The following is a 20110-nucleotide window of genomic DNA, read 5'->3' as shown; positions in this document are numbered from 1 at the left end:
CATTACCACTCGAGGCCTGTCACATGCCTATCGCGTTTAATCGTGTCTACCTGGAAGGCGCCGGCTATTTCATGCCGGGCGAACCCGTGTCCAACGAGGCGATGGACAACTACATCGCGCCGCTGAACCGCATGTCCAGCCGCATCAAAGGCCGCATCCTTGCCGAGAACGGCATCAAGCACCGTTACTACGCCATCGACGCGGAAGGCCAGACGGTCTATACGAATGCGCAGCTGGCGGCCAACGCCATTCGCGATTGCCTGCGGCGCGCCGACAGCGACCTGTCGGCCGTGTCCATGCTGACCAGTGGGTCGTCGGGCGGCGACGCCCTGATGCCGGGTTTCGCCAACATGATCCAGGGCGAGCTTGCTGCTCAGCCGATGGAAACGCTGTCGGTGCACGGCATCTGCGCGGCGGGGGTATCGGCGATCCAGGCGGCGGCGCAAGGCGTCGAGATGGGCGGGCACGCCAGTGCGCTGGCCGTGGCCAGCGAATTGCCGTCGCGTCTGTTCAAGCGATCGCGCTTTGCGGCGCGCGGGTACGACGCCGATTTCGATGCGCATTTCCTGCGCTGGATGCTGTCCGACGGCGCGGGCGCCTTGCTGCTGGGCAACAGCGGCCGCGCGCTGGCCGGGGCGTCCAAGGGCGTCAGGCTGAAACTGAAGTGGGTGCATCAGCGGTCGTTCTCGGGCGATTACCCGGTGTGCATGCAACTGGGCCTGTCCGCCGACCGCGCAAAGGGCCATCTGGACTATCCGTCCTGGAACGAGGCCGAAGCCGACGGCGCCTTGTCGCTGCGCCAGGACATCCGGCTGTTGCCGCATCTGTTCGACATCGGCATCCATGAATACGCCAAGCTGGTGCGCGATGGTTGGGTGGACCCGGATCAGGTCGACCATTTCCTGTGCCATTACTCGTCGGAAAAATTCATCCCCGTGGTCGAAGACCTGATGGAAAAGGCCGGCCTGGTGATTCCGCGTGAACGCTGGTTCAGCAACCTGGCGTGGCGCGGCAATACGGGCGCGGCGTCGATTTTGATCATGCTGGCCGAGTTCCTGGAAACGCGTGAGATCAAACCGGGCGAACAGATTTTTTGCTATATCCCCGAGTCGGGGCGTTTCATGGCGGCCTACATGTTGCTGGAAGCGGAAGCGGTGCAGGCGCCGGCCGTGGCCGGGGCGTCGCGGTCCACGGCCGATCATCCTGTGAATCTGGCCGCAAACCCGGCCGCCAAATCCACCTCCCGCATCGACACGCAAAGCGATGACGCCGACGCCATCGCGCCGCCGCATGACCCCGACATGGCCCCGCAAGGCTTGGGCCAGTTGCTGACCGAGCTGGCCGCCATCTGGCACGACTACCGTTCGCGCGTGTGGCGCACGCCGGTGGTGCGCCGCTTGCGCCGCCGCGAATTCCAGACGGGCGATTATCTGAACTGGATGGAAAACTGGATTCCCCAGGTGCGCGAAGGCAGCAAGTGGATGCGCGAGGGCGCGGCCTCGCTGACCGAGCAATACGCGCCGCTGGCCGCGCTGATCGACATGCACGCGGGCGAAGAGCAAAACGATTTCCAGATCCTGTTCCAGGACTACCGCACGGCGGGCGGCACCGTGGACAACATCGACGCCTTGCGCCGCAACCCCGGCGGTGAAGCGCTGAACGCCTATCTGCACGGCCTGGCCGCCACGCGTGACCCGATCGGGCTGCTGGGCGCCATCTACATCATCGAAGGCACGGGCCAGCGCATCGTGCCTGCGCTGCTGCCCTTGCTCAAGGCCAGCCTGAAGCTGCCGCCCGACGCATTCCGCTTCCTTGAATATCACGGCCACAACGACGAGCATCATCTGGCCCGCTGGCTGTCGGCCGTGGAACTGGCGCTGGATTGCGACGAAGACGGCCGCGCCGAACAACGCATCGTGGACACCGCCCGCCGCACCGCCGCGCTGTACCTGATGCAGTTCCACCATGTCATGGAGGGCGATGCCGCATGAGCAAGGAACCCGAATTCCTGGCCAAGGCGCATGATCCGGCCGACCCCAGCCCTTGGCTGGCCTTGTACCTGGACCGCAGCACGCCGCTGCCAGACAAGGTGAAAAAGGCCTGGCTGACCGATTCCAGTTGCGCCTCGCGTCAGTACCTGCTGCCGTTCCTGCGTCCGCTGGCGCGCGCCTTCATCATCGTGATCCAGGTGGTCAAGACGTTCCTGCCGCGCCGCTGGTCGCATTCCCGGCTGCTGCATCGCATCCTGGCCTGGGGGCTCAAGCGCTTCGTATCGCCCGAGGCCAACTGGCTGATCCTGCGGCACTTTCACCTGGGCGCGCAGGCGCTGGCGTTCATCGGCGCGAACTCGCCGGTACCGATCACGACTACGCCGCTCAAGCCGTTGGACATTGACGATCTGAAGGACGAACTCTTCGTCAAGCACGACCTGAACCTGTTCAACTTCGTGATCCGCCTGAACCAGGCACTGCGCGAGGCGGGCGTGGAAATGCATGCGCCCAAGTCGGTCGATTTCTCGATGATCGAGGACCCGCCGCTGAAGCTGGAAGACATGCCGCAAGGCAAGCTGAACTTCCTGGACCTGCAAAGCGCCATCGAACTGTTTACCCCGCTGTACCAGTTGATGCTGACCGACAACGACTTCTGGCGCGCGGCCAACTCGTTGCAGCTGGATGAAACCATCGGCATCTACGCGGCCAAATTGCTGGGCGCGCCGCAGCACCTGATCCTGGTCAACAACAGCCACCCGCTGGTGCCGATGTCGACCTTGCGGGCGGGCTATCGGCTGGTGTTGCACGGCCTGTCCACCGAGATGCTGCACAGCTTGCTGATGGAGATGAAGGCCGCGCAACAGGGCGCGGAACCGCCCGCGCCGATCAGCTAGAAGGGGGCGCGGGCAGCAGAGCGTCTTCAGGAGTCACTTGGTGTAGACCCTGCGTTACACGGAAATAGGGCTGCGTTATATTGCCTGCCTTGTTCGGTAAGCAGCGCCGGATCGCGGTTGCGTCGCGCGTGGTTTGCGCCCCGCATCGCAGGTTTTTCCGTTGCGTGATTCCTTATTTCGGAAGTCCCTCTTATGCCCCAGCCCATTGAAGTCATTGCCACCATCCTGTTCGCGGTGGCGGTTCTTCATACCTTTTCCGTTCCCGTTTTTGCGCGCCTGGCCCATCGCGGCGGCCCGCATGCCGGCATCTGGCATTTGTTCGCCGAAGTCGAAGCGGTGTTCGGCGTCTGGGCGTTCGCGCTGATCGTCGCGATGGCCGCGCTGACCGGTCCGGCCAGCGCCATCAGTTACATGGACACGCGCAACTTCACCGAGCCGCTGTTCGTTTTCGTGATCATGGTGGTGGCGGCCAGCCGGCCGATCCTGGAAATGGTGGGCCTGATGGTGCGCGTCGTGGCGCGCGTGCTACCCCTGCCGCGCGAACTGGCCACCTTCTTCGTGGTGATGGCGCTGGTGCCGCTGGGCGGCTCTTTCATCACCGAGCCCGCCGCGATGACGCTGGCCGCGATCCTGCTGCGTGACGCCTATTTCCGCACGAGCGGCCGCGCCGGCTTCAAGTACCTGACTCTGGGTGTGCTGTTCGTAAACGTGTCGATCGGCGGCGTGCTGACCGCCTACGCGGCGCCGCCGGTGCTGATGGTGGCGTCCACCTTCGGCTGGGATTCCGCTTTCATGGCGCAGCACTTCGGCTGGCGCGCGGCGGTGGCCGTGTGCTTGAACGCCGGCTTGTTGACGTTTATCTGCCGCAAGGCGCTGATGGACCGCTCGGTGGGCACGGGCGGCGGTGTCGACGGCGCGCAAGGCTCGGATTCGCGACCGCCGGTGCCGATGCTGGTCATCGCCGTGCATCTGGTTTTCCTGGTAGCCGTGGTGCTTACCGCGCATCACCCGGCCATTTTCATGGGCCTGTTGATGATGTTCATCGGCTTTTCCGAAGCTTATAAGCGCCATCAGAACCGCCTGTTGATCAAGGAAGGCCTGATGGTCGGGTTCTTCCTGGCCGGGCTGGTGGTGCTGGGCGGTTTGCAAAAGTGGTGGTTGCAGGATCTGCTGGGCGGCTTGCAGCCGTTCGTGCTGTTCTGGGGGGCAACGGCGCTGACCGCCATTACAGACAACGCCGCGCTGACGTATCTGGGGTCGCTGGTTGAAGGCACCAACGAAGCCTGGCGCTACATGCTGGTGGCAGGCGCGGTGACCGGGGGCGGCCTGACCGTGATCGCCAATGCGCCGAACCCGGCCGGTTTCGCCATTCTGAAAAACCACTTTCCGGATGGCAGCATTTCGTCGGGACGGCTGTTTCTGTCCGCCTTGGGGCCCACCTTGATCGCGGCCCTGATGTTCCTGCTGCCGCTCTAGGGAAAGCCCGGCGACGCAAGGGTCGCGCCCTTGGGGATGCCGCTTGGCCCCCCAAGGCGTGACCGGGCACCGACGGTTTCCGAAAAACCGCTAAAATTCAAGACTTTCCCGAATTTTTTTCCGGCCTAGCCCCCCCGTCGCTCCTGACCACTTCGTGTCTGGCGTTTGACGGCTTTGATTTCCGGGCGTGTGCCTCGGAGCCCCTGATGCCCATCTACGCTTATAAGTGCAGCGCCTGCGGCCATGCCAAAGACGTCTTGCAGAAGATTTCCGATGCGCCCCTTTCGGTTTGCCCCGAATGCGGCCAAAGCACGTTCTCCAAGCAGGTGACCGCGGCTGGATTCCAGCTGAAAGGGTCCGGCTGGTACGTGACCGACTTCCGTAACAACGGTTCAAGCGGCGCAGCCGCCACGGGCGCCGCGGCGCCGTCGGAAGGTGCCGCGGCGGCCACGCCGGCGGCACCCGCCGCCAGCACCACGCCCGCACCGGCAGCCGCGCCCGCGGCCAGCCCCGCTGCGCCGGCCGGCGGTACGCCCGCCTAGAGCCCCCTGCGATGCGGATGCGCCTTATCAAGAAGTACTTCATCACCGGCTTGCTGATCTGGGTCCCCCTGGTCATCACGGTGTGGGTACTGGGCTTGCTGGTCGCCACCCTGGAAGGGTTCGTGCCCGGCTTCCTGTCGTCCGAATCGCTGTTCGGCATCGACATCCCGGGCTTCCGCTTCGTTCTGGTCATCGTAGTGGTGTTGCTGACGGGCATATTCGCGGCAAACCTCATCGGCCGTACCATGGTGGACCAGTGGGAAAGCCTGCTGGGCCGTATTCCGCTGGTGCGCTCCATCTACAACTCGGTCAAGCAGGTCAGCGACACCGTGCTGGCCCCCAATGGCCAGGCGTTTCGTCGGGCGGTACTGGTGCAGTACCCCCGCGCTGGTTCCTGGACCATCGCTTTCGTTACCGGCACGCCCAGCGGTGAAGTGGCCGGCCTGATGCCGGGCGACCACATCAGCGTGTATGTGCCCACGACACCAAACCCCACGTCCGGCTTCTTTCTGATGATGCCTCGCGCCGACGCGATCGATCTTCAGATGAGTGTGGACGCGGCATTGAAGTACATCGTTTCCATGGGCGTGGTCGCCCCGACCCAGGCGCTTGCGCCCGAGGGTCAACCGGCCCCGCTCTCTCCGGCAACCGGCGTGCAAGACGCGCCGCGAGCCGATTCGTAACCCTTACGCTCAAACTAAGCACACAACGGAGTCATCCCGCATGCGTACCTGCTACACCGGCCAGGTTTGCCGTGACCATCTCGGCCAGACCGTCACCCTGTACGGCTGGGTGAACCGCCGCCGCGACCACGGCGGGGTCATCTTCATCGACTTGCGCGACCGCGCGGGCCTGGCCCAGATCGTGTTCGATCCGGACAACGCCGCCTTCGCCACCGCCGAGCGCCTGCGCAATGAATTCTGCGTCCGCGTCACCGGCCTGGTGCGCGAGCGTCCGGCAGGCACCGCCAACAGCGAGCTGGCTTCGGGCGAAATCGAAGTGCTGTGCAAGGAAGTTGAAATCCTGAACGCGTCGGTCACCCCGCCGTTCCAGCTGGACGACGACAACCTGTCGGAAACGACCCGCCTGACGCACCGCGTGCTGGACCTGCGCCGTCCGCAAATGCAGCGCAACCTGATGCTGCGTTACCGCGTGTCGATCGAAACGCGCAAGTTCCTGGACCAGCTGGGCTTCATCGACATCGAAACTCCGATGCTGGCCAAGAGCACGCCCGAAGGCGCGCGTGACTACCTGGTGCCCTCGCGCGTGAACGCCGGCCACTTCTTCGCGCTGCCGCAATCGCCGCAGCTGTTCAAGCAGATGCTGATGGTGTCGGGCTTTGACCGCTACTACCAGATCACCAAGTGCTTCCGCGACGAAGACCTGCGCGCTGACCGCCAGCCCGAATTCACCCAGATCGACTGCGAAACGTCGTTCCTGAACGAATTCGAGATCCGTGAAATCTTCGAAAACCTGATCCGCCACGTGTTCAAGGTGGTGCAGGGCGTTGATCTGGCGCAGCCGTTCCCGATCATGCCGTGGACCGAAGCGATGCGCCGCTATGGTTCCGACAAGCCGGACCTGCGCGTGAAGCTCGAATTCACCGACATGACCGATGTCATGCGCGATGTGGACTTCAAGGTGTTTGCCGCCGCCGCCACGGCGCCCGGCAGCCGCGTGGTTGCCCTGCGCGTGCCCGGTGGCGCCGAAATGTCCCGCAGCGAAATCGATGGCTACACGCAATTCGTGGGCATCTACGGCGCCAAGGGCCTGGCCTACATCAAGGTCAACGAAGTGGCCAAGGGCCGCGACGGCCTGCAATCGCCCATCGTCAAGAACCTGCACGACGCTGCCCTGGCCGAACTGGTCAAGCGCACCGGCGCGCAAGACGGCGACATCATTTTCTTTGGCGCGGATCGCGAGAAGGTCGTCAACGACGCCATCGGCGCGCTGCGCGTGAAGATCGGCCACAGCGAATTCGGCAAGAAGACGGGCCTGTTCGAGGCCGGTTGGCAGCCGCTGTGGGTGGTTGACTTCCCGATGTTCGAATACGACGAGGAAGACGGCCGCTACACCGCCGCCCACCACCCGTTCACCAGCCCCAAGGACGGCCACGAAGACTTCCTGGAAACCGATCCCAGCAAGGCCTTCGCCAAGGCTTACGACATGGTGCTGAACGGTTGGGAAATTGGCGGCGGCTCGGTCCGTATCCACCGCGAAGAAGTCCAGAGCAAGGTGTTCCGCGCGCTGAAGATCGGCGCCGAGGAAGCTCAGGAAAAGTTCGGCTACCTGCTGGACGCGCTGCAATATGGCGCGCCTCCGCACGGCGGCATCGCATTCGGCCTGGACCGCATTGTCACGATGATGACCGGCGCCGAATCGATTCGCGACGTGATCGCCTTCCCGAAGACGCAACGCGCCCAGGATCTGCTGACGCAAGCGCCTTCCGAAGTCGACGAAAAGCAGCTGCGCGAATTGCACATCCGCTTGCGTAACGTCGAGGCTAAGTAAGCCCCCCGAGGCGCCGGGGGCGCCTCCCCCCAGGGGGGCGCCTCGCGGGACCGGCGGAGCCGGATCCTCGGCGGCCCGGCTTGTGGGGCGGCATGGGCTTGCGGCGGGTTGCGTTCTTGGCTGCGTGGCTACTTGTGAGTGTTTTGTCGCGGCAGGGTGTGGCTGAATTGGAGTAATCTGGCAAACGCCGCTTTGTTGGCGGTGCTTGCCGGAGCTGCTCTTGGGTCTGGCCAGTGGTTCCTCTGCTTTCAAAAGGCGCCATCGCTTTTATGTCGCTCATCCGTGTCGTCAGCTACAACATTCACAAGGGCCGTTCGGCATTGGGCCGGCTCGACTCCCTGAATGAACTTCGCTTGGGCCTGTATGGCCTGCGCCCGGATCTTGTCTTCCTGCAGGAGGTCCAGGGCCGCAACGAGCAACGATCCCTGCTCCACGCGCAACACGAATCACTTGCCGCCGCCTTGAGGCTGGACGTGGCCTATGGCCGCAACGCCATCCGTCATGCCACGGATCACGGCAACGCGCTGTTGTCGCGCTTTCCCATTCTTGACCACGAAAACCTGGACATCTCCGATCACCGGCTGGAGCAACGCGGGCTGTTGCACGCGCGTATCGAAGTCGATGACCGCCCGGTGCATTGTTTCGTTGTGCACCTGGGCCTGTTCGCCGGCAGCCGAACGCGCCAGGTGCTGGCGCTGACCGAGCGCATTCGTCGCATGGTGCCTGACGGTGAACCCATCCTGATCGCTGGCGATTTCAACGACTGGAACGACCGCCTGGCCCCGTTGTTCGTACAGCAATTGGGGCTGTACGAAGTGTTCTCGCACGCGCCGCGCAGCCATGGTGGTGAATTGCCGCGCTTGCGCGATTCGGTCAAGCGCCTGAGCAACGCGTTGCGCGGCTTGCCCAACGGCGGCTTGTCCGTGATGGAACGCACCAATCAGCTGGGCATGGGCGGCAGCGCGCCGCCGCTGCTGCCGCCGCCCCGTACCTTTCCGGCCGTGTTCCCGTGGTTTCGCCTGGACCGCATTTATCAGCGCGGTTTCGCTGTGCGTAGCGCGCGCGTGTTGCGCGGACGGGAATGGGCGCGCCTGTCCGATCATTCTCCCTTGCTGGCGGAGCTGGAACTCCCGTGAAGGCCGAGCAGGTCAAGTTGGAATGGACGGACGGCAATAGCATTCGCTTGTTGCAGAACGGTGCCGACTTTTTCCCCGCGCTCTGCGCGGCCATCGATGCCGCGCAGGTCAGCGTGCATCTGGAAACCTACATCTTCATGCTGGACCGCACAGGCGTCCAGGTGCTGGAAAGCCTGATGGCGGCAGCGCGGCGCGGCGTGAAGGTCAGGGTGGTGCTGGACGGTTTCGGCAGCGCCATGCACGTGGAAGCCGTGCGCGCCCGCCTGCTTGAAGCGGGCGCGCAATGCCGCATCTTCCGGCCCGAACCACGCTGGTTTGCGCGCTACATCCCATCACGCAGCCGCCTGCGCCGCCTGCACCGCAAGGTGACCGTGGTGGACGGCAGCATCGCATTCATCGGCGGCATCAATGTCGTGGACGACTACGACGACCTGGACCCGACCGACGGCATCCCTGGGCCGCGCTTTGACTTCGCGGTGCAAGTGCAAGGGCCGCTGGTCACCGAAGCGGCCTATGCGCAAGACCTGCTGTGGGTACGCCTGAACTGGGCACGGCTGCGCCGCCATCCGCGCGACTGGAACCGCATGCGTCTGACCAAGCCGCACCACGCGCACGTCAAGCCCTGCGGCACGCTGCGCGCCGCGCTGGTGCTGCGCGACAACCTGCGTTTTCGCCAGACGTTTGAACGCGCTTACCTGTATGGCATCACGCAGGCTCGGCGCGACATTCTCATCGCCAACGCGTATTTCTTTCCGGGGCGGCAATTTCGCCGCGCCCTGGCCAAGGCCGCCGCGCGGGGCGTGCGCGTGCGCCTGCTGTTGCAAGGCAAGGTCGAATACCGCATGCAGTATCACGCCACGCGCTCGCTATACGACCAGTTGCTGCGCGATGGCATTGAAATCTATGAGTACATGCCCAGCTACCTGCACGCCAAGGTTGCCGTGATCGACAACGTGGCGACGGTGGGCTCGTCGAACCTGGACCCCTTCAGCCTGCTGCTGGCGCGCGAGGCCAATGTCGTCGTTGACGATCAGCCCTTTGCCTGGGACCTGCAAGAGCGCCTGGAAACGGCCATTCGCGAGGGTGGCAATTTCATCCGGCCGCTGGACTATCAGCGCCGGGGCTGGTTGCGGCGTTGGGTGGATGCGGCGTCCTACACGCTGCTGCGTATCGGCGTGGCGCTGACGGGCTCGTCGGACAAATACTGACGCGGCGGATCACGCGCGCCGCTTGACCAGTCCCAACGCCAGCGCGGTCCCGACCAGGATGATGGCGGCGCCCAGCACGATGGACGGCGTGATGCTTTCGTCCAGCAACCACGCACCCCACACCACGCCGAAGATCGGCACCAGAAACGTGACGCTGACCGCGCCGGTGGGGCCGACGTTGGCGATCAACCGGAAAAAGATGATGTAGGCCGCGCCGGTGCACACCACGGCAAGCAGCACCGTGGATATCCACGCCGTCATCGATGCGGGCGTCTCCGGCCAGGCGGACACGGCCAACGGCAGCAGCACCAGCGAGGCCGCGATCATGCTGCCCGTGGCGCTGGCCAGCGCGTCCACGCCCGTCAGGAAGCGCTTGGTCCAGTTCGCGGCGATGCCGTAGAAGACGGGTGCGGAAACGGCGGCAAGCACGGCGGGGCCGGTGCCCCCGGCCTGGAAGTTAAGCTTGTCCCACACCAGCACGATGATGCCCACGAAGCCGATCAACAGACCCAGCGACCGCATCCACGGCAGCCTGTCCTTGAGCCACAGCCATCCCACCACGGCGCCCCACACGGGTGTTACCGCGTTGGCCACGGACAGGAACCCCGCGCCCAACGATTGCGCGGCATAGGCATACAGCAAGAACGGGACGGCGGCGTTCAGGGTGCCGACCACCAGCAGGGCCTTCCAGTGCCGCGCAATCACGGGCAGCTTGCCGCGCCACATCGCGGCGGGCAGCAGGAACAGTGCGGCCAGGCCGACCCGAAGTTCGATCAGGGCGACCGGCCCGAAATCGTTGACGGCAAGCCGCATGAACAGAAAGGAACCGCCCCAGACCCCTGCCAGCAGCAGCAGGTCCAGCAAATTGCGTTGACGCATGGTGTGTCTCGGTGAGCCTTATTTGCGGCTGGTGACCAGGTTCTTCATCTTGACCCGGTACGCCAGCAGCGCACAGGACAGGGACAGGACAATACACAAGACCAGCCCGGCCCGCACTCCGTTTAGTACCGTGCCATGCGAAATCATGATCCCGACCAGCGCGGTGCCCAGCGCGCTGCCGATGGCGCGGGTGGTTTGCACCAGCGCGGACGCCACGCCCACGTCTCGGCGTTCGCTCAGCATCTGCATGAAGAGCGTCAGATTGGGCAGCAGAAAGCCCAGCGCGCATCCGTTGACGAAGAACGCGGCAAGAATCCACCACGCCGACGTGCCAGGTGAAATCAGCAACACCATCAAGGTCCCGGCTGCCAGTAGCAGCCCGCCAAACACCATCAAACGCTGCGGCTCGGTCTGCTTGGGAAACATGCGCCCGTTGATGATGCTGCCCACCGAAATCGCGGCAACCAGCGGCGTCAGCAGCAAGCCGGCTTCGCTGGGGGTGTAGCCCAGCACCTGCTGCAACAGCAGCGGGCTGTAGAAGATCAGCACGAACATCACCGCGCCCACCATCATCGCGGCCAGGTTCAGCAGTTTGGATTCTTGTCCGGCCAGAACGCGCAGCGGAAAGATGGGCGACTTCACGCGGCGTTCGGTAGGAATCAGGATGGCGATGGCGGCCACGCCGATCACTGCCAACATGGCGCCCAGCAGGGGGTGGGCATGCTCGCCCTGGGCAAAGGCCAGTTCCAGCGCGGCCAGCGGCGCGCCCACGGCCAACACCAGCAGAATGGCACCGACCCAGTCGATTTTGCGGCTGCCGTCGTGGATGGGGCGAATACGGGGAAAGTAGCGGGCCAACAGGAAAAACGCGCCTGCTGCCGCAACGGGAGATATGAAGAACGCCGCCCGCCAGCCCAGCGCCTGGGTCGCCGCGCCGCCCAGCACCGGGCCGATACCGCTGGCCATGGCAAAGGCGGCGGACACCAGCGCCATCCATCGCACCCGCTGCTTGGCGTCGGGAAACAGGTCGGCCGGCGCGGCGAAGGCGGTGGCAATCATCATGCCGCCGCCCACCCCTTGCAGGGTGCGAAAAACGATCAATTGGGTCATGGACTGCGCCAGCCCGCACGCAATGGAGCCCAGCGCGATGATCAGCACGGAAACCAGCATCAGCGGCTTGCGCCCGAACATGTCGCCCAACCGACCAAAGATCAGGATGGACGCGGCGGTGGCCAGCAGGTAGCCGGTGCCCACCCAGGCATAGAGCGCCATGCCGTTCAGCGCCTCGGCCACGCGCGGCAGCGTGGTGCTGATGATGGTGGAATCCAGCGCGGCCAGCACCACGGTTGCCGAGACCCCCGCCATGGCCATCAGCAAATCCCTCTTGGAGCGGGTGGGATCGGCGGCGGGCTGGGTCGGTGTCGGCGGCGGAGTCATGCCGCCTAGGATATCACCGGCCCACTAGGGTTTTCACTTGTAAAACGAGTGGTAGCCCCAGAAAACCGCAATGATCACCACGACCAGCAGCCATGACCAGCGGGAATTGGACACGCCGCGAGGTTCGGGTTCTGGGGGAGGGGGCGGCGGCGCAATCCGTGGCTGGACGGCCATGTGGTCGATGAACGCGGCAAAGAACTTCTGGATGATCTTGTCGCCGGCTTTCAGCAACAGCCCTTCGCCACATTCAGCCAACTTGCCGCCCGCCATGCCGGCCACGGTATAGGCCACGCGGGTGCCCTGGTCCTTGGTGCTGAGATTGACCTGGGCGGTGCCGATGGCCAGGCAGGCCGCACGGCCCTTGCCTTCGAACACCAGGGTGCAGCTGTCGGGGGCGTTGACGTCCGAGAGCAGGATCTCGCCCTCGTAGTCGGTGTCGATCCCCGCGATATTGGCGCGCAGGGTGACCGCGTATTCGGTAGGGCTGCGCATCGCAACTTCCACGCAACCCGGTATGCACTTCTGCAAGACTCTCGGGTCCGTCAACGCATCCCATGTCTGGTGCTGCGTCGAAGGAATCCATTGGGCATCGGCAATGCGCATGGCAGTCTCCTTATAGAAGCTTTATGTGCACATTCTCTTCCCAAACAGCAGGTTTGGCTACTTGGGGCCCTGCGCCGATGCCGGTACGGAGGTATTAGCGCCCCTGCGTCAGAACCGAAATCCAATGCTGGGTCGAAAGATCGTGATCGGCGTTTTGGCCTTGCCCATGCAATTCGCGCAGGATGCCGCTGGCCATTTTCTTGCCCGCCTCGACACCCCATTGATCGAAGGGGTTGATCCCCCAGATCAACGCTTGTACGAAGATCTTGTGCTCGTACAGTGCCAGCAACGCGCCCAGCGCGTACGGCGTCAGGCGCGGCAACACGATCAGCGTAGAAGGCCTGCCGCCTTCGTGTCGGCGATGGCGTGCGAGCCATTCGGCCTTGTCCGCGGGCATGCCTTGGGCCAGCATGGCGTCGCGATCCGCATCCAGCGACGTACCCCGCAGGAGCGTCTGGCGTTGGGCCAGGCAATTGGCCAGCAGCATCGCGTGTTCTTCGGTCCATTGGTGGTCGGCTTCGCGGCACATGATGAAATCCACCGCCGCGCCGTCCGTGCCTTGGTGCAGCCACTGGAAGAAGGTGTGCTGCCCGTCGGTGCCGGGCATGCCCCACACCGACGGGCCGGTGGGCACGCCCACGGGGTCGCCGGCCATATCCACGGATTTGCCCAGCGATTCCATATCCAGCTGTTGCAGATAGGGCGCCAGGAATTGCAGGCGCGCGTCATACGCGGCGATGCTGAGCGACCCATACCCGAGTACGCTGCGGTTGGCGACGCCGGCCAGCGCAAGCTGCGCAGGGGCGTTTTCGGCAATGGGCGCCTGGGCGAAGTGCTCGTCCATGGCGGCGGCGCCGGCACGGATGCCTTCGATGACGTCAATCCCGACCGCCATGGCCACCGGCAAGCCCACGGCGGACCACAAGGAATATCGGCCGCCAACCCAGTCCCAGAATTCGAAGACCTGCGAAGACGGAATCCCCAGCGCGCGGGCGGCGTCGGGGCGGGCGGTGATCGCCACAACCTGCTCATACGGCCGTTCCACGCCCGCCTGTGCCAGCCAGTCCACGGCGCGCCGCAGGTTGGCCAGCGTTTCTGCCGTCGTGAAGGATTTGGATGTGACGACCAAAAGAGTGTCTTGGGCATTCAGGCCCAGGATGGCGTCTTCAAGGGCATGCCCGTCAATATTGGCCACGAATTTCAGGGATCTGCGAGCGCCGCTACCGCTGCACGCGTCCGTGGCCAAGCGCACGCCCCAGTCGCTGCCGCCGATACCAATATGGATCACCGCTTTCCATTTGCCCTGAGCGTCCGCCTGTTCCACGAATTCCCGAACACGTTGGTGTTCGCAGGCGACGGCTTCAATGGGTTCCGGCGCGCGCAGCATGGTGTGCCAAGCGGCGCGGTCTTCTGTCTTATTGACGTGGTCGCCGGTCAGCAGAGCCGCGCGTGCCTGGTCGAAACCACGGGCTTGGAGCAGGGCGGTTGCCGCAGCGCGGGCGTCTGGGGATGAGACCTGCGCGCTAAGGTCGATGGTTAGTCCGGCGGCGTGCAACAGGCGTAGTTCATCAGTGCAGATTGAGCCGTGCTGGACGGCCTGACAAAACGCTTGCCATTCGGGAAGGCGCGGTAGCTTCGCAAGTTCAACGGGGTTTAAAGGCGGCATATTTTTTTGTAAATACGTCTTGATACTGATGTCCAAGTCCAGACGCGTCTCGTCAGTCGGAGGCGGGCGCGGTGCGCGCAATTCTGCAGATGGGCGAGTTTAGCCGGTGGATCGGTTGCCACGCAGGCCCTTTTTATTTTGCAAGCCCCGTTTCCATTCTTTTGCAAAGCTGTCCATATTGTTTTCATGCCTTGTCTGCGTCTGACGCTACAATTCCGCGATTCTCCCTCCGGCGCGGTTTTTTATGCTGTACGTTCTTGTAGCGTTTCTGGTTTCGCTGTTCTCGACCTTGCTGATCGTTCGCTACCGTTCCTGGCACGACGGCCTGACGGCTGACCACGATCTGGAGGGCGTGCAGAAGTACCATTCGAAGCCTGTGCCCCGCATCGGCGGATTGTCCTTACTGATCGCCAGCGGCGTCACGTGCGCCTTGGTGGCAGTGCGCGAGCCGGACGTCCTTCCGAACATGGTGCTGTTGTTGGCAGCCTCGATGCCGGCATTTCTAGGGGGCTTCGCCGAGGACCTGACCAAACAAGTGCGGGTTTTGGTGCGGCTTGGACTTGCCATAATGTCGGGTGCTCTTGCCTATTATCTGCTTGGCGCGGCCGTGACGCGTGTCGACATTATCGGAATCGACTGGCTGTTGCAGTTCGGCCTTATTTCGTTGATTTTTACCTCCATTGCCATCGGGGGTGCCGCCAATGCCATAAACATTATCGACGGGTATAACGGTCTGGCGGCCGTGGTGTCCGCAATGATCTTGGCCGGGTTTGCCTACGTCTCGTTTTATCTCGGCGATCGGTTTTTGTTGATCGTGGCATTGAGCACGCTGGGCGGCATTATTGGATTTCTGGTTTGGAATTACCCGCACGGGCACATATTCCTTGGGGACGGCGGTGCTTACTTCCTGGGGTTCATGATCGGTGAGTTGTCAGTGCTGATGTTGGCGCGTCACCCGGAAGTGTCGGCATGGTTTCCGTTGCTGCTGTGTATTTATCCGGTATTCGAAACCCTGTTTTCCATCTATCGCAAAAAGTGGCTGCGTGGCCGCTCGCCCGGCGCTCCGGACGGGGTGCACCTGCATATGCTGGTCTACAAGCGCCTTGTGCGCTGGGCCATCGGCTCGCGCGAAATGCGGCATCAGACGCAGCGCAATTCCATGACGTCGCCGTACCTGTGGTTGCTTTCGTCGTTGGCGGTCATACCCGCCGTATTGTTCTGGCAGCAGCCCTATCTGTTAATGTTCTTCACGGCAGTTTTCTCCACCACCTATGTGGTGCTTTATCGCCGCCTGGTGCTGTTTCGCATGCCCAAGTGGATGATCGTAAAGAAGAAAAAGCGCCATTGACCGGCGCCGCTTTCCTTAACCACCATTGCTCGGAATTTGGGGCAATGGGTTGGCTGGAACGGGCGTCGCTGTAACCAGCAATGTTGTTGTACAGTGCGGGCTGCGTTGAACGGCGCCTGCCAACATCGGGTCGAGGGCGGCGCCAAGCTCGAATCATTATGCCCACACGAATCCTCATCGTTCGCACCTCCTCCTTGGGCGACCTCGTCCACATGCTTCCGGCAATCACCGATATTGCCCGGCATGTGCCTGACGCACAGATCGATTGGATCGTCGAGGAAGCGTTTGCCGAGATCCCGTCGTGGCATCCGGCCGTCAATGAAGTCATCAAGGTCGCCCATCGGCGCTGGCGCAAGTCGTGGTGGTCGTCGCAGGTGCGCTTCGAGCGCCGGGCGCTTAAAGAACGGCTGCGCTCCACGCAATACGACATCGTGCTGGATATGCAGGCGCTGCTGAAATCTGCTTGGCTGGTGCGTCAGGCGCGCGGCGTGCGGCATGGGCTGGATTGGCGGTCGGCGCGTGAGCCCTTGGCGTCGCTGTTCTACAACGTGCGCCACCGCGTGGAATTCTGGCAGCCTGCCGTGATCCGCCAGCGCAAGTTGGCCGCGCTGACCTTTGGCTACCAGCATGCCGGGCTGCCGGACTTTGGATTGCAGAATTTCGTGCGGCAGGCCAGTCAGCCCGTGGAACCCGTGGTTGAAGTCGGCAGCGACGGCTTGAACGCCGCCGAACTGCCGCGTCTGCATCATTTGGACAACGACCGGGGTTACGCGGTGATCATGCCGTCGGCCAGCCGCGACGACAAACTCTGGCCCGAAGAGGACTGGCGCGCGGTATTCCGCCGCCTGCGCGAAGCCGGCTGCACCCTGAAACTGCTGGCGGGCAATGACGCCGAGGCCGAGCGCGCGAGCCTGCTCGTGGCCGGCATGGAAGGCGCCGAAGTCATGCCGCGCATGGACCTGACCGACGTGGCGCGCTTGCTGGCCGGGTCGCGCCTCATGGTGGGCCTGGACAGCGGGCTTACGCATCTGTCGGCGGCGCTGGGCCGCCCCACCATCGGCATCTACCGCGCTTCCACGCCCGTTCGCACGCCGCTGGTCGGGTCGAACTACACGGCCAGCCTGGGCGACCGCGGCGCGTCTCCATCGCGCGAAGCGGTGATGGCCTCGGTTGAGCAGGCGCTGGCCGCGCACTGACATGAATCGCGGCGTCTACACGCTGGCACTGCGGGCGTTGGCGCCGCTGCTATGGCTGTGGATGGCGCGCCGCGCCAAACGGGCGGGCGGTCAGTGGGAGGTGTTTTCGCGTGAGCGGTTTGGCCATCCAGCGGATGGGCAACCGCTTTTCGCTTGGGCTGCCGCGTCGCAGGCTGCGGCCCCCGTCTCCACCACCGCCGATTCCCCCTGGACCCGCCCTGTCTGGGTACACGCCGTCAGCCTGGGCGAGACACGCGCGGCACAGCCGTTGCTGCAAGCGTTGCTAGACCGCGGCTTGCCCGTGCTGCTGACTCACATGACGGCCACGGGCCGCGCTGAAGGCCAGCGTTTGTTCGCCGACGCCATTGGCCGGGGCCAACTGCGCCAAGCTTGGCTGCCGTACGACTTTCCCGGCGCCACCCGCCGCTTCATGCGCGGCTACCAGCCGCGCTGCGGACTGCTGATCGAACGTGAAATCTGGCCAAATCTACTGGCCGCTGCCCGACGCGCGCAGGTGCCGATGGCGCTGGTCAGCGCGCGATATTCCGCGTCGTCGCTACGCCAGGCAAAACGCATGGGCGGGGTGATGCACGAAGCCTTGGCCGGCCTCGATATGGTGCTGGCGCAAACGGTGGAAGACGCGGCGCGGCTGGTGCAGGCGGGCGCGCCCGTGCCCGCTGTGACCGGTAATCTGAAATTTGACCTGGTGCTGCCGGCGTCGCAGGTTCAGGCAGGCCGAGAATGGCGCAAGCGTCTGGGTCGGCCGGTTGTGTCGATTGCCAGCACCCGCGAAGGCGAGGACGCCCCTTTTATCGACGCGATCAAGCGCTACAGCGGGCAGCGGGACGCTCCGCTATTCATGGTGATCCCGCGACACCCGCAACGCTTTGACGAGGCGGCCAGGCTGTTGAGCGATGCAAAGCTACCGTTCATCCGGCGAAGCGCGGGCGTCGAGCCGACCCCGGAAACCGCCGTGGTGCTGGGCGACAGCCTGGGCGAAATGGCCTTCTATTACGCTGCGTCGGATGTCGCGATCGTGGCGGGCAGTTTTGCGCCGCTGGGCGGGCAGAACCTGATCGAAGCCTGCGCAGCGGGCGTGCCGGTGATCGTGGGGCCGCACACCTTCAACTTCCAGCAGGCGGCCGAAGATGCGATTGCGGCGGGGGCGGTGGTGCGCCAGCCCGATCCTGCCGGGGCGGTGGATGCCGCGATAGCGATGGTGCACGATGAAGCGCTGCGCCAAGAGGCTAGCCGGGCTGCGCGTCGCTGGTTCGAGCTGCACGCCGGCGCCACCCGTCGGACGATGGACGCGCTGGCGTCTTGGCTGGACTGAACTGGGATCGCCGCGCAGCCCTGAATCAGCAGAGGTCCCGCCCGATCACTGCGCCGTCCGCCCCACCAGCTTCACCGCATCCGCATTCAATTCCTGACCAAACCGCCTTGTATCGCGGCCTTCGTCTTCCGGCCGCACGCCGATCCAGCCTTGGCCCAGCGCCAGCACCCACAGGTTCGCCAAGAGGATCAGGATGAAGAGCACTCGCATGGCGGGCCTTGTTCAGGCGTTGAGGTCCAGGGTGGCGCGGGCGACCGCGGCCAGGCCATCCAGGACAGGGTGGTCCAGGTACACCGGCACCGGCGCGGCGCCGAATGCGCCGCCGGCATCGGCCAGCAGGCGTTCTATTTCCTGATGCACTTCGGGCCAGCCGCCGCCCGCCGCGTAGATCTGCGGGGTCTCGCCGTAGCGCTGGCGGCCCGCCAGCCATTGGCGCACCACCGCGCCCGCCTGCGCGGCCGCAATGCCGGAGGCAATGGCTTCGTGCGTGTCGACGGGGTAGGCCACGACCTGGCCGTTGGCGATGGGCAGGTTGGCGGTGCCATGGGCCAGCGCGTTGCGCATCATGGCAGGGCCCGGCAGGATCAGGCCGCCGGCGAAGACGTTGTCAGGGCCGACGGTATCAATGGTGGTGGCCGTGCCGAAGCTGGCCAGCACGAAGGGGGGATGGGCGCCGGGCAGGCGCGACAGCACGCCCAGCAGCGACGCCCAGCGGTCGGCGCCCAATTGCGTCGGCACGCGGTAGCTGTTGACCAGTCCCAGCGTCGTGCCCTGCGAAGGCGACCACGTCACCGCGCAACCGTGTTTTTGCAGGATGGCGGCAATGGCCGTGCCGCGGGCTTCGCCGGCCACGTTCACGCCCAGCGCGCGCAGCGGGCGGCGCGGCAGCGCGGCCAGCCAGCCATCCAGCGCATCCAGGTCCAGGCCGTCGAAGGCGACCGCCGCCGGCTCGCGCGGCATATCGCGGTTGCTGGCGTCCAGCCAACCCACCTTCAAACGGCTGTTGCCGGAATCAATAAGAATAATCATGCTTGGCGTCGAATCGAGATTTCACCGATCGAGATCGGTGTGGCGCCCTGGGGCGTTTGCACCAGCAGGCGGCCATGTTCGTCCACGCCACAGGCGGTGCCGCTAAGTAGGATATCGCCTTTTTCCAGCACGTTCACCGGCCGGCCCGCCAGCGCGTCGACCCGGTCAAAACGATGCTGAAACGCGGCAAAACCCTCGCGTTCCAAGGTTTGAACCGCGTCGTGCCAGGCGGTGGCGCTGGCGCAGATCAGGTCGGCGGCGTCGGGCAAGAGGCCGGATTCGGCCTGCACCTGAGTCCAATCGGCCACATCGCGATCCAGCGCGCGGGACAGCTCGGCCGCGTCGCGCAAATTGACACCCATGCCGATGACAACGGTGTAGCCGGCCTCGCGGCCACCGGGATTGCGGGTGGTTTCCACCAGAACCCCGGCCAGTTTGGCGTCGTGCCACTGCACATCGTTCGGCCACTTCATGCACAGGCCGTTCGCACGCGGCCCGGCAACGGCGCGCAGCGCCTCGCAGGCGACGACGCCGGCCAAGGGCGATAGCGCGGGCAATTGCGCGGCGGGCAGGTGCACGTCGTATGCGCACGAAAACATCAGCGTGGAGCCCGCGCGGTTTTGCCAAGGGCGGCCGGCGCGGCCGCGGCCGGCATTTTGCAGATGGGTGCCCAACAGCCAGGGTTTGGCCGCGCCAAGCCCCGAGCGGGCTCGCGCCAGCAGGTCGGCATTGGTCGACCCGGTGTTGCCGGTCCAGGTAATGTCTTGGAATACAGGCAGGCGCTGGCCTAGCTCGCGGGCCAGGGCTTCCGGCGCGGGCAGGTCGATAGGGCGGACGTGTTCGGACATGGCGGCGATTGTAG

The 20110-nt window shown here is 64.6% G+C and carries 18 protein-coding genes; 11 read left to right on the top strand and 7 right to left on the bottom strand.

Features of this window, described 5'->3' with window-relative positions; all coding sequences use genetic code 11:
- Nucleotides 1–23: 23 nt before the first annotated feature.
- The 8 genes from KYT87_RS28905 (at nt 24) to clsB (ending at nt 9757) form a co-directional block, all read left to right on the top strand.
- Complete coding sequence (locus KYT87_RS28905) at nt 24–1991, top strand: iron-containing redox enzyme family protein (RefSeq protein WP_219991418.1); 1968 nt, start codon at nt 24–26, stop codon at nt 1989–1991.
- Entirely contained in the window at nt 1988–2884 is an 897-nt protein-coding gene (locus tag KYT87_RS28900; RefSeq protein ID WP_104142521.1) for a hypothetical protein, read from the top strand. The genes KYT87_RS28905 and KYT87_RS28900 overlap by 4 nt, the downstream gene beginning before the upstream one ends.
- Nucleotides 2885–3076: 192 nt before the next feature.
- On the top strand, nt 3077–4360 hold the full coding sequence (locus KYT87_RS28895) for a putative Na+/H+ antiporter (RefSeq protein WP_046802939.1): 1284 nt from the start codon (nt 3077–3079) through the stop codon (nt 4358–4360).
- Between the two features lie 206 nt (nt 4361–4566).
- Nucleotides 4567–4902 (top strand): FmdB family zinc ribbon protein, encoded by a 336-nt coding sequence (locus KYT87_RS28890; protein ID WP_104142522.1) that lies wholly within the window; start codon nt 4567–4569, stop codon nt 4900–4902.
- A gap of 17 nt (nt 4903–4919) precedes the next feature.
- Complete coding sequence (locus KYT87_RS28885; RefSeq protein WP_046802941.1) at nt 4920–5585, top strand: DUF502 domain-containing protein; 666 nt, start codon at nt 4920–4922, stop codon at nt 5583–5585.
- 40 nt (nt 5586–5625) lie between these two features.
- Nucleotides 5626–7413 carry an aspartate--tRNA ligase gene (aspS, locus tag KYT87_RS28880; protein ID WP_046802942.1) on the top strand — a complete coding sequence of 596 codons (1788 nt, stop codon included), beginning with the start codon at nt 5626–5628 and terminating at the stop codon, nt 7411–7413.
- Nucleotides 7414–7682: 269 nt separating this feature from the next.
- Nucleotides 7683–8549, top strand: coding sequence for an endonuclease/exonuclease/phosphatase family protein (locus KYT87_RS28875; RefSeq protein WP_046802943.1), 867 nt, complete (start codon nt 7683–7685; stop codon nt 8547–8549).
- A complete protein-coding gene (gene clsB, locus KYT87_RS28870) occupies nt 8546–9757 on the top strand; it encodes a cardiolipin synthase ClsB (RefSeq protein ID WP_104142525.1) in 1212 nt (403 codons plus the stop codon). Before KYT87_RS28875 ends, clsB begins: the two co-directional genes overlap by 4 nt.
- Before the next feature lie 9 nt (nt 9758–9766).
- Here the strand turns inward: clsB and KYT87_RS28865 are convergent, their stop codons facing one another.
- The 4 genes from KYT87_RS28865 to pgi all read right to left on the bottom strand — a co-directional run bounded on the left by KYT87_RS28865 (nt 9767) and on the right by pgi (nt 14342).
- Nucleotides 9767–10636, bottom strand: a complete 870-nt coding sequence (locus KYT87_RS28865) for a DMT family transporter (RefSeq protein ID WP_046802945.1) — start codon at nt 10634–10636, stop codon at nt 9767–9769.
- Nucleotides 10637–10654: 18 nt separating this feature from the next.
- A complete protein-coding gene (locus KYT87_RS28860) occupies nt 10655–12073 on the bottom strand; it encodes an MFS transporter (RefSeq protein ID WP_120157290.1) in 1419 nt (472 codons plus the stop codon).
- Between the two features lie 33 nt (nt 12074–12106).
- Nucleotides 12107–12676, bottom strand: coding sequence for a carbon monoxide dehydrogenase subunit G (locus KYT87_RS28855; protein WP_046802946.1), 570 nt, complete (start codon nt 12674–12676; stop codon nt 12107–12109).
- A 94-nt stretch (nt 12677–12770) separates the two neighbouring features.
- On the bottom strand, nt 12771–14342 hold the full coding sequence (gene pgi / locus KYT87_RS28850; protein WP_219991417.1) for a glucose-6-phosphate isomerase: 1572 nt from the start codon (nt 14340–14342) through the stop codon (nt 12771–12773).
- A gap of 244 nt (nt 14343–14586) precedes the next feature.
- Here pgi and KYT87_RS28845 point away from each other — a divergent pair, with 244 nt between their 5' ends.
- The 3 genes from KYT87_RS28845 to KYT87_RS28835 all read left to right on the top strand — a co-directional run bounded on the left by KYT87_RS28845 (nt 14587) and on the right by KYT87_RS28835 (nt 18219).
- On the top strand, nt 14587–15690 hold the full coding sequence (locus KYT87_RS28845; protein ID WP_219991416.1) for a glycosyltransferase: 1104 nt from the start codon (nt 14587–14589) through the stop codon (nt 15688–15690).
- A gap of 158 nt (nt 15691–15848) precedes the next feature.
- Entirely contained in the window at nt 15849–16886 is a 1038-nt protein-coding gene (waaC, locus tag KYT87_RS28840) for a lipopolysaccharide heptosyltransferase I (protein ID WP_046802948.1), read from the top strand.
- A gap of 1 nt (nt 16887) precedes the next feature.
- Entirely contained in the window at nt 16888–18219 is a 1332-nt protein-coding gene (locus tag KYT87_RS28835; protein ID WP_219991415.1) for a 3-deoxy-D-manno-octulosonic acid transferase, read from the top strand.
- Nucleotides 18220–18264: 45 nt separating this feature from the next.
- Here the strand turns inward: KYT87_RS28835 and KYT87_RS28830 are convergent, their stop codons facing one another.
- Genes KYT87_RS28830 through KYT87_RS28820 form a run of 3 tightly spaced genes read right to left on the bottom strand, consistent with a single transcriptional unit; the run spans nt 18265 to nt 20096 of the window.
- Entirely contained in the window at nt 18265–18429 is a 165-nt protein-coding gene (locus KYT87_RS28830; protein ID WP_185975327.1) for a hypothetical protein, read from the bottom strand.
- Between the two features lie 12 nt (nt 18430–18441).
- Entirely contained in the window at nt 18442–19248 is an 807-nt protein-coding gene (locus tag KYT87_RS28825) for a type III pantothenate kinase (protein WP_046802950.1), read from the bottom strand.
- Complete coding sequence (locus KYT87_RS28820) at nt 19245–20096, bottom strand: biotin--[acetyl-CoA-carboxylase] ligase (protein ID WP_046803127.1); 852 nt, start codon at nt 20094–20096, stop codon at nt 19245–19247. Before KYT87_RS28820 ends, KYT87_RS28825 begins: the two co-directional genes overlap by 4 nt.
- Nucleotides 20097–20110: the final 14 nt, after the last annotated feature.

Source organism: Achromobacter sp. ES-001 (assembly GCF_019448355.1).
GTDB classification, from domain to species: domain Bacteria; phylum Pseudomonadota; class Gammaproteobacteria; order Burkholderiales; family Burkholderiaceae_B; genus Achromobacter; species Achromobacter spanius_B.
Note: the sequence above shows the minus strand (reverse complement) of the source record. Positions and strands in the feature narration are given on the sequence as shown.

Bases quoted from the DNA above. Each gene is read 5' to 3' on its own strand.
- KYT87_RS28845 (WP_219991416.1), top strand. From the start codon at position 14,587: ATGCTGTACGTTCTTGTAGCGTTTCTGGTTTCGCTGTTCTCGACCTTG.
- KYT87_RS28830 (WP_185975327.1), bottom strand. From the start codon at position 18,429: ATGCGAGTGCTCTTCATCCTGATCCTCTTGGCGAACCTGTGGGTGCTG.
- KYT87_RS28825 (WP_046802950.1), bottom strand. From the start codon at position 19,248: ATGATTATTCTTATTGATTCCGGCAACAGCCGTTTGAAGGTGGGTTGG.
- KYT87_RS28895 (WP_046802939.1), top strand. From the start codon at position 3,077: ATGCCCCAGCCCATTGAAGTCATTGCCACCATCCTGTTCGCGGTGGCG.
- pgi (WP_219991417.1), bottom strand. From the start codon at position 14,342: ATGCCGCCTTTAAACCCCGTTGAACTTGCGAAGCTACCGCGCCTTCCC.
- aspS (WP_046802942.1), top strand. From the start codon at position 5,626: ATGCGTACCTGCTACACCGGCCAGGTTTGCCGTGACCATCTCGGCCAG.
- KYT87_RS28855 (WP_046802946.1), bottom strand. From the start codon at position 12,676: ATGCGCATTGCCGATGCCCAATGGATTCCTTCGACGCAGCACCAGACA.
- KYT87_RS28900 (WP_104142521.1), top strand. From the start codon at position 1,988: ATGAGCAAGGAACCCGAATTCCTGGCCAAGGCGCATGATCCGGCCGAC.
- KYT87_RS28835 (WP_219991415.1), top strand. From the start codon at position 16,888: ATGAATCGCGGCGTCTACACGCTGGCACTGCGGGCGTTGGCGCCGCTG.
- KYT87_RS28905 (WP_219991418.1), top strand. From the start codon at position 24: ATGCCTATCGCGTTTAATCGTGTCTACCTGGAAGGCGCCGGCTATTTC.
- KYT87_RS28865 (WP_046802945.1), bottom strand. From the start codon at position 10,636: ATGCGTCAACGCAATTTGCTGGACCTGCTGCTGCTGGCAGGGGTCTGG.
- KYT87_RS28890 (WP_104142522.1), top strand. From the start codon at position 4,567: ATGCCCATCTACGCTTATAAGTGCAGCGCCTGCGGCCATGCCAAAGAC.
- KYT87_RS28860 (WP_120157290.1), bottom strand. From the start codon at position 12,073: ATGACTCCGCCGCCGACACCGACCCAGCCCGCCGCCGATCCCACCCGC.
- waaC (WP_046802948.1), top strand. From the start codon at position 15,849: ATGCCCACACGAATCCTCATCGTTCGCACCTCCTCCTTGGGCGACCTC.
- KYT87_RS28885 (WP_046802941.1), top strand. From the start codon at position 4,920: ATGCGCCTTATCAAGAAGTACTTCATCACCGGCTTGCTGATCTGGGTC.
- KYT87_RS28820 (WP_046803127.1), bottom strand. From the start codon at position 20,096: ATGTCCGAACACGTCCGCCCTATCGACCTGCCCGCGCCGGAAGCCCTG.
- KYT87_RS28875 (WP_046802943.1), top strand. From the start codon at position 7,683: ATGTCGCTCATCCGTGTCGTCAGCTACAACATTCACAAGGGCCGTTCG.